The organism is Marinospirillum alkaliphilum DSM 21637 (genome assembly GCF_900119735.1).
Lineage (GTDB): Bacteria > Pseudomonadota > Gammaproteobacteria > Pseudomonadales > Halomonadaceae > Marinospirillum > Marinospirillum alkaliphilum.
Genome location: NZ_FPJW01000017.1, coordinates 1 through 9,138, shown reverse-complemented (window position 1 = coordinate 9,138; position 9,138 = coordinate 1). Strand labels below are relative to the sequence as shown.

8 protein-coding genes are annotated in these 9,138 nt (G+C 54.5%); 5 read left to right on the top strand and 3 right to left on the bottom strand.

Annotated elements, in window-relative coordinates; translation table 11 throughout:
• The coding region (locus tag BT114_RS14745) for a helix-turn-helix domain-containing protein (RefSeq protein WP_218163536.1) at positions 1 to 194 on the bottom strand (194 nt) is incomplete at its 3' end.
• 169 nt (positions 195 to 363) lie between these two features.
• A complete protein-coding gene (locus BT114_RS14740) occupies positions 364 to 963 on the bottom strand; it encodes an alternative oxidase (protein WP_245770461.1) in 600 nt (199 codons plus the stop codon).
• Positions 964 to 1,263: 300 nt separating this feature from the next.
• On the opposite strand from BT114_RS14740, the gene fadB reads away from it, so the two are divergent.
• The 5 genes from fadB to BT114_RS14715 all read left to right on the top strand — a co-directional run bounded on the left by fadB (position 1,264) and on the right by BT114_RS14715 (position 7,162).
• Positions 1,264 to 3,411, top strand: coding sequence for a fatty acid oxidation complex subunit alpha FadB (gene fadB / locus BT114_RS14735; protein ID WP_072327267.1), 2,148 nt, complete (start codon positions 1,264 to 1,266; stop codon positions 3,409 to 3,411).
• 34 nt (positions 3,412 to 3,445) lie between these two features.
• Complete coding sequence (fadA, locus tag BT114_RS14730; RefSeq protein WP_072327266.1) at positions 3,446 to 4,621, top strand: acetyl-CoA C-acyltransferase FadA; 1,176 nt, start codon at positions 3,446 to 3,448, stop codon at positions 4,619 to 4,621.
• Between the two features lie 177 nt (positions 4,622 to 4,798).
• Positions 4,799 to 5,404: an LPP20 family lipoprotein gene (locus BT114_RS14725; protein ID WP_072327265.1), complete on the top strand. Its 606-nt coding sequence runs from the start codon at positions 4,799 to 4,801 to the stop codon at positions 5,402 to 5,404.
• 94 nt (positions 5,405 to 5,498) lie between these two features.
• Positions 5,499 to 5,924 (top strand): hypothetical protein, encoded by a 426-nt coding sequence (locus BT114_RS14720; RefSeq protein ID WP_072327264.1) that lies wholly within the window; start codon positions 5,499 to 5,501, stop codon positions 5,922 to 5,924.
• A 29-nt stretch (positions 5,925 to 5,953) separates the two neighbouring features.
• Complete coding sequence (locus BT114_RS14715) at positions 5,954 to 7,162, top strand: murein transglycosylase domain-containing protein (protein WP_072327263.1); 1,209 nt, start codon at positions 5,954 to 5,956, stop codon at positions 7,160 to 7,162.
• A gap of 78 nt (positions 7,163 to 7,240) precedes the next feature.
• Here the strand turns inward: BT114_RS14715 and BT114_RS14710 are convergent.
• The coding region (locus BT114_RS14710; protein WP_072327262.1) for an acetoacetate--CoA ligase at positions 7,241 to 9,138 on the bottom strand (1,898 nt) is incomplete at its 5' end.

Below are 9,138 nucleotides of genomic sequence, written 5' to 3'. Positions count from 1 at the left end.
AGGTACACCAGATAACTGCGGTAATCATCCAGCTTTTTAGTGCGGCTGGGATCGGACTGCTGACCATGAATGGCTGCTTCCGATAGGCGCAGATACTTGCGAACGGTATTGCGAGAAATGGACAACTGCTTACTGATGGCTCGGACGGAAAGGCCCTGGCCGTTGTCGTGTAGTGCTTTGATTTTATGAATCACAACCCACTCCTTCAAACCCCTTCCCCTTGAGCAAAATGATTCAGGGAAGGTACTGGTTCTGGTGGCCAAAGCCACCCCGGAGGTGGGTCAAAATTAATGGCCAGAAGAGGGTCAGTTTAGTTGGCCATTAACATCAAGCACCTCTGAAACCCGGCACTCAGGCTTTTGCCTAGCTGAGTTGATTGGCAAAATCGTGATTGACGTCTCTGTGTTCAGCTTCGTCAGCACGAACCGCTAAAATCACCTCTCTCAGCCGGGCATCCTGATCCAGTTGCCAGTAGTCGATGGCAATCTGGGGTGCAGGCACATTCTCATACTTGCCTGCATCTACCCCCTCCAGATATTCGGTGTAGCTGTAAACCGCTTCTTCCTCAAGATAGCCGACAAAACGGTGAGCTGTTTTTGGTGAGAGCAGGTACAGCAGAAAAAACGCATTGTAGAAAATACCCTGCGCGATCAGAATCAAAAACCTTTCGAAGCGGCTGGGCTGGGCAATCTTAATGAAAGTCATCAGATGCATCCGCTCATTCTCGGCTTCATCCATCAAGGTTCGAATCCAGTTTTGGTCATCCTGCATTCTTCTGAGTGCTTTCAAATGCTGAAGGGTTGCACCCACCATACCGGGAACCCCGGCAACCGTCTCCAGAACCACCGCCCGGTGGCCATAACGACCGGCAAAAAAAGTGTCAGCGAAAAAGCGTAAAAACCGGGTTAGCCCGTAAGCAAAGCGATCACGAAAGCCTTTGGGTGGAAGATGCTCAAACTGCACTTTGTCATGATTCATGAATACCTCATAATTGAATGAACTGTAGCTCGGACATAAAGTGCGCTACAAGGGTTCCTTTCATCTTCGATCAGAATGGTGTTCACGTTCACCAGAATACGCACCAGCACCAAGCCCCCCCCAGTCGAAACAATCAAACACTCGTTAGATTTTTTGCCTGCGGCAACTTGACAAGAAGCCGCGAATGGTCGACTCTTATCCCAAGTTCAAACGGTCGTATGAAAAGTTTGTTTGACCTGACTCACTGGGTATTCTGTTCTACAACAAAAAGCTGGAGATCACACGATGATTTACCAAGGCAAAGCCATTCAGGTGCACGCCCTTAATGACGGGTACGCTGAACTGATTTTTGATCTGCAGGGCGAGTCGATTAACAAGCTCAGCACTGCAGCGATTCTGGAACTGGGTGAAGCTGTTACGGCCATCCAGGCAAAAAATGACATTAAGGGTTTGATGCTCAGCAGCGCCAAGGAAGCCTTTATTGTTGGTGCGGATATCACCGAATTCCACGGAATTTTTGGTGAGTCCGAAGAGTTCCTGGTAGAGATGAACCTGAAGGTTCATGCCCTGTTTAACGCCATTGAAGACCTGCCTTTCCCCACAGTGACGGCCATCAATGGTCTGGCTCTGGGCGGCGGTTGTGAAATGCTGCTGACCACTGACTTTCGTGTGATGGCTGACAGCGCCAAAATCGGTCTGCCGGAAACCAAACTGGGCATCATCCCTGGCTGGGGTGGTTGTGTCCGTCTGCCACGCCTGATTGGTGCAGACAATGCCATTGAGTGGATTGCCGGTGGTACCGAGAATAAAGCCGATGCAGCGTTGAAAGTGGGTGCTGTGGATGCCGTGGTCAGCAAAGACCAGGTGCGTGCCGCTGCGCTGGATATTCTGGCTGAAGCGCGTGCCGGCAATCTGGATTGGCAGGCACGTCGTGACGAGAAAAAATCGCCGCTGCGCCTGAATCCAATTGAATCCATGATGGTGTTTGAAACAGCCAAGGGTTTTGTCGCCGGTAAAGCGGGTCCGCATTACCCGGCACCGGTTGAAGCCATTAAAGCCATTCAGAAGGGTGCCACCCAGAGTCGTGAAAAGGCTCAGGAAACTGAAGCCAAGGCCTTTGCAAAAATGGCCAGAACCGATGTGTGTTTTAACCTGGTTGGCCTGTTCCTGAATGACCAGCTGGTGAAGAAAAAGGCTTCCGCTTATGAGAAGCAGGTGCAGCCGGTGAAAAAAGCCGCTGTACTGGGTGCCGGTATCATGGGTGGTGGTGTGGCTTACCAGTCCGCCTCCAAAGGCACACCGATCATGATGAAAGACATCAATGAAGCGGCACTGCAGCTGGGTCTGAAAGAAGCCAGCAAACTGCTGGGCAAACAGGTTGAGCGCAAAAAAATTACCCCCGCACAGATGGCTGAAGCCCTGGGTCGCATTCGTCCGACCCTGTCCTACGGTGATTTTGCTGATGTGGAGCTGACCGTTGAAGCGGTGGTTGAAAACCCGAAAGTGAAGGCTGCGGTACTGGCTGAACTGGAAGACAAGGTGGCGGAAGATGCCATCATCACCTCCAACACTTCAACCATCTCCATCACCAGTCTGGCTCAGAATCTCAAGCGTCCGGAAAACTTCTGTGGCATGCACTTCTTTAACCCGGTGCACCGTATGCCGCTGGTGGAAGTCATTCGTGGCGAGAAGTCTTCTGAAAAAGCCATCGCTGCAACTGTCACCTATGCCAAACAAATGGGTAAAACGCCGATTGTGGTGAATGACTGCCCCGGTTTCCTGGTGAACCGTGTGCTCTTCCCTTATTTCGGTGGCTTTATCGGTCTGGTTGAGCATGGCGCTGATTTCCGCCGTGTGGACAAGGTGATGGAAAAGTTCGGTTGGCCGATGGGCCCGGCTTATCTTCTGGATGTGGTGGGTCTGGATACCGCTGTTCACGCCAATGACGTGATGGCAGAAGGTTTCCCGGATCGCATGAAGCGTGATGGCAAAACCGTGCTGAATGTGATGTACGAAAGTGGTCGTCTGGGTCAGAAAAATGACACAGGTTTCTACAAGTACGAAGAAGACCGCAAGGGCAAGCCGAAAAAGGTCAATGACGAAACCACTGATGCACTGATCCAGCCACTGGTGAAAGAAACCCGTGAACTGACTGATGAGCAGATCATTGCCCGCATGATGGTGCCGCTGTGCCTGGAAACTGTGCGCTGCCTGGAAGACGGTATTGTGGAAACCCCCGCAGAAGCGGACATGGCGTTGATTTACGGCATCGGCTTCCCGCCCTTCCGTGGTGGTGCGCTGCGCTACATTGATGCGCTGGGTGTACAAGCCTTTGTTGAACTGGCTGATTCACTGGCTGAACTGGGTCCGCTCTACGCAGTGACTGACAAGCTGCGTGAAATGGCAAAAGACGGCAAGAAGTTCTACGCCTGATTCCATACCCGGTACCGAATTCTGGAGAAAAACAATGAGTCTGCAACCGCGTGATATCGTAATTGTTGATGGTGTGCGCACCGCCATGGCCAAGGCCAAAAACGGCGCTTTCCGTAATGTGCGTGCTGAAGAGCTGTCTGCCGAAGTGATGCGGGCACTGCTGAAGCGTAATACCGGCCTGAATCCGGTCGAGATTGACGACATTGTCTGGGGTTGTGTGAACCAGACCCTGGAGCAGGGTTATAACGTGGGTCGTAACGCGGCCATCCTGACCGACATACCAAAAAGTGTGCCGGCTCAAACCGTTAACCGCCTGTGTGGCTCTTCGATGAGTGCACTGCACATTGCCGGTGCCAATATCCGTGCTGGCCTGGGTGATATTTATCTGGTCGGTGGTGTTGAGCACATGGAGCACGTCTCCATGATGCACGGTGTGGATGTGAATCCTTCTGCCAGCAAACACGCTGCCAAAGCGGCGATGATGATGGGTCTGACCGCTGAGCTGCTGGGCAAGATGCACGGCATCACTCGCCAGCAGCAGGACGAAATGGGTGCACGTTCCCACCGTCTGGCGCATGAAGCATCCATCAATGGTCGCTTCGACAAGGAAATCATCGGTGTGGAAGGTCATGATGCCAATGGTCTTCGCAAGCTGATCCTGAAGGATGAAGTGATTCGTCCGGAAACCACGGTGGAAACGCTGGCACAGTTGAAGCCGGTGTTTGATCCGCGCAGTGGTACGGTGACAGCCGGTACTTCTTCTGCGCTGTCTGTCGGCGCCTCCGGTATGCTGATGATGAGCTGGGAAAAGGCCCAGGCGCTGGGCCTGAAGCCAATTGCCAAGGTACGCTCCATGGCAGTGGCGGGTTGTGATCCATCCATCATGGGTTATGGTCCGGTGCCTGCTTCCAAAAAGGCACTGAAGGCCGCTGGCCTGACCATTGAGGACATCCAGATTGTTGAGCTGAATGAAGCCTTTGCTGCCCAGGGTCTGCCGGTGTTAAAAGACCTGAAGCTGATGGATAAAATGGATGAAAAGGTCAACCTGAATGGGGGTGCCATTGCACTGGGTCACCCGCTGGGTTGTTCCGGTACGCGCATCTGCACCACCCTGCTGAACGTGATGGAGCAGCAGGATGCCACCCTGGGTCTGGCCACCATGTGTATTGGTATGGGTCAGGGAGTTGCGACGGTGTTTGAACGCATCTGATGCTGACTCGCCAGCTTGCACTGTTGAAAACCGCCGGAAATCCGGCGGTTTTCTTTTTGCTTTCGTGACCTGTTTCAGGTTTCGGGGCTTGAGCTGACTTGGTAGGCTGGCTATTATCCTGCAAGCGGTCAAGGGAGTTTTTTCCCTGTCCATGGCATGTCATAAGGAGATACACGAATGAAACCTGCTTTGAAAGTGATGGCTGTTGCCGGTCTGTCAGCCCTGTTCCTGGCTGGCTGCAGTTCCAAAACGACTGAGCCATCCGCACATGTCGCTCAGCCGGCGCCTGTGCAGCAGTGTGAGCATGGACCGGGTGTACCTGCCCCGATGTGGGTATGTAACCCCTTCATGGAAGGCGGAATGGCAGCCATTGGTGAAGGGCGTCCCAATCCGGCCAATGATCGTAACCTGCAGCGCCGCCAGGCCGTTGCCAATGCTCGCCAGAGCCTTGCCGAGGAAATGAGTGTCAAGGTGCAGGGCATGTTGACTGACTGGGTACGCAGTACCGGTGCCGGTTCCGGCCAGACCTATGAGTCAAACATTGAGAACGTGACCCGCCAGGTTGCAGATCAGACGCTGCAGGGTTCTCGTCAGATGAATCAGTGGTTTGCTCCAGATGGCACGCTGGTGGTACTGGTAGGCATGCCTGAGCAGCAGCAAATTGGTGACAACATCCGCTCCAGCTTGCGTAACGATGAAGCGCTGTACCAGCAGTTCAGCAGCAAGCAGGCACTTGAAGCACTGGATGCCCGCATCAATCAGGAGTTTGGCATCCGCCGTTAATACACGGCTGAGCCAGACATTCCGGCACCTACCTGAAAAAAGCCTGTCTGGCCCTGTCAGACAGGCTTTTGCACTTCGGATGCAGGGATGACTCATGCAAGTAATCAAAAGGGCAATGTTGCTGCTGCTGGTGATGGTTTTTTTTCTGCTGGGCGGTTGCACCAGTCCATCAACTACGTCAGTGACTTCAGCTGACTCAATGCGTCCACTGTGGGTGGACAAACCTCATACCGAAGCAGGATTGGTTGGCCTGGGGCAGGCGGGTCGGCACTTTCGTGGGCCGCAGGCGCAGCGTGATCTGGCCATGCAGCGAGCTTTGGATGAGATCGCTCGCCAGCAGGGTGTCACCATCAGGGGGCAGAGTGTCAGCCGGGATAGTTTATCGGGTGGTATGAGCACCAGTCGTTATGATGTGGTCTCAGTTCAGACCGTCGATGGTCAGCAGGTGCGGGCGAGTGTCCGTTACGAGTGGCATGACAAGGATGCAGACGTTTTGTATATCCTGATGGTGGCGGACTGATGCAGGACAACAGGAACAGGAGCAACAGGATGATTGATCCCATCAGTAGAAGGCGTGTTTTGTTGGGTTTGGGAGGCCTGGCCGCAGGTTGGAGTTTGCAGGCGCTTGGGCAATCCAACGGGTTTGAAGCTTATCGTCAGCAACATCAGGCCGCTTTTGATGGTTATCGGGAGCAATTGGCAAAGGACTTTGCAGCCTACCAGGAGGCTGTGAACCAGGCTTTTGCTGATTATCGGCGCTCCGTCAAAGCTGTCTGGGGTGATGAGCAACTGGGCAGCCCTTCGGTTTGGGTGGAGTATTCAGCGGATATGAAAACGCGCACCCTGGTGGACTTTGAACAGGGTCGCCTGACCGTTGAAGTCATTGATGCAGAAGGCTCCACTCAGGTGGGACGGCGCATTGGTGCCACCTTGCAGCAGGTGGCTGAAAAGCGGGTTGCTGACGCCTGGCGGGATGATGCATTAAGCCAGCGTCTGGAGCAGGATGCCACGCGTATCAGTGCCAATACTGAACAGGCACAACCGGACAATCGTCCGGTACTGGCTGATGTGCTGACCGGAAGGCCTGACCCGCGCCCGGTGGAGGTACAGCAGGCTGTGAATCAGGCGGCTGCCCAGGGTGTGGGTTCGCGGCGTTATGCACCGGAAGCGGGTATGCGCATTTACAGCTTCAGTGTGCCTCTGAATCAGGCGGCCATCAGTAACAAGGGTGATCAGTTTCTGCCATCGGTAAGGCGTTACGCTGTTGAAGAGCGCATAGATCCGGCGCTGGTAATGGCCATCATGCATTCGGAGAGTTCGTTCAACCCCATGGCGCGCTCACACATTCCGGCTTTTGGTCTGATGCAGATCGTGCCGGGGTCAGCGGGGTTGGATGCCACGGAAAAGGTGTATGGACAACAGCGTCTGCTGACACCTTCTTATCTCTACAATGCCGATAACAACATCCGCATGGGTTGTGCCTACATTCACATCCTGTATTACCGCTATCTGGCAGCAATCGACAATCAGGAAAGCCGGATCTATTGCACCATTGCCGCCTATAATACCGGGTCGGGTAATGTGGCACGAGCCTTCAGTGATGGACGCAATGTGCGTACCGCTGCGGTGCAGATCAACCGCATGACACCTCAGCAGGTGTACGCACGGTTGGTGAGCCATCTGCCTTATGAAGAAACCCGCAACTACATGACCAAGGTGACACCCAGGTATCAGGCCTATCAGCAGCAACTGGGCTGAAAATGCAGAAGGCCGCCGATTGGCGGCCTTCTGCTCAGGACAGCACTGCGACTCGACTTTTCAGCTCAGTGCTGCAGTTCAGTTCTGCAGCTCCGGCAGGTTGGCAAACAGCTGCAGGGTTTCGGGGTTGGCCAGGGCATCCTGGTTTTTCACCGGGCGGCCGTGCACCACTTCACGCACGGCCAGTTCCACGATCTTGCCGGACAGGGTGCGGGGAATGTCCGCCACCTGAATGATTTTGCTGGGCACATGGCGCGGCGTGGTTTCGGCCTTGATGGTTTCTCGGATGCGTTTTTTCAGGCCTTCATCCAGCGTGAAGCCTTCTTTCATGCGCACAAACAACACCACCCGCACATCGTCTTTCCAGTCCTGACCAATGCACAGGGCTTCCAGCACCGCTTCCACCTTTTCCACCTGACGGTAGATTTCGGCAGTGCCAATACGCACGCCACCGGGATTCAGCACCGCATCGGAACGACCATGGATGATCATGCCGTCTTCCGGGGTGATTTCGGCGTAATCACCATGTGCCCAGATGTTGTCAAAACGCTCGAAGTAGGCGGCGCGGTAACGGCTGCCATCCGGGTCGTTCCAGAAACCAATCGGCATGGAGGGGAAGGGTTGAACACACACCAGTTCACCCTTTTCACCCACCACCGGCTGGCCCTGCTCGTTGTACACCTGCACATCCATGCCCAGTCCCCGGCACTGCAACTGACCGCGATACACCGGGCGGGTCGGGCAACCCAGTGCAAAACAGGAGATGATGTCGGTGCCACCGGAGATGGAAGCCAGCAGCAGATCGGGTTTGATGTCCCGATAAACATAATCAAAGGATTCATGTGACAGGGGTGAACCGGTGGAGAGGATGGCTCGGAGTTTGGGCAGGTGATGGGTCTGGCCCGGCTTTAAACCGGCTTTTTCACAAGCGGCGATGTACTTGGCGCTGGTGCCAAAGACTGTCACACCTTCACGTTCGGCCATGTCCCACAGGGTTTTGGGTTCTGGAGCAAAAGGAGAGCCATCAAACAACACCAGTGTGGCACCCACCGCCAGCCCAGACACCAGCCAATTCCACATCATCCAGCCACATGTCGTGTAATAAAACAGCGTGTCGTCGCGTGTCAGGCTGGTGTGTAACTGGTGTTCTTTTAAATGCTGTAACAGCGTGCCACCGGCAGAATGCACAATACACTTGGGGACTCCGGTGGTGCCGGAGGAATACATGATGTACAGCGGGTGATCAAAAGGCAGTTCGGCAAAATCAATTTCTCTGGCATCAGGGATACGAAAGTCATCCCACAACACGGCCTTTTGGATGCTGCTGATATCCGGATGAGTCTCCAGAAATGGAAACACCACTACTTGTTCCAGTCCATCCAGTGCGTCAGCGATTTCCGCCACTCGCGGCAGGCTGTTGATGCGTTTGCCGTTGTAAAGATAACCATCGGTGGCAAACAACACTTTGGGCTGGATCTGACCAAAACGATCCAGCACACCGTTAAAACCAAAATCCGGTGAGCAGGATGACCAGATGGCACCCAGACTGGCTGTGGCCAGCATCGCCATCAGGGCATAGTGGCAGTTGGGCACAAACCCCGCCACCCGATCACCCGGAACCACCCCGGCCTGTTCCAGTGCCAGCGCGATCTGGGCCACCTGGTCATGCAGCTGGGCAAAGGTCAGTGACACCCGCTGGCCATCTTCACGCAGGGAAACCACCGCAGTGCGATCATCCCGGAAACGCAGCAGGTTTTCCGCAAAGTTCAGCCGGGCTTCCGGAAACCAGCGGGCACCGGGCATCCGGTCAGCATTTTCCAGCACACGACTGCCCTGTTCAGCGGCCACCACTTCACCGAATTCCCACATCATTTCCCAGAATTCCTCCGGGTTGACTACACTCCACTGGTGCAGGTCTTCGTAGTGGCTCAGGGATTGCTGATAACGCTCATTCACCCGCTGCATGAAGGCACGCA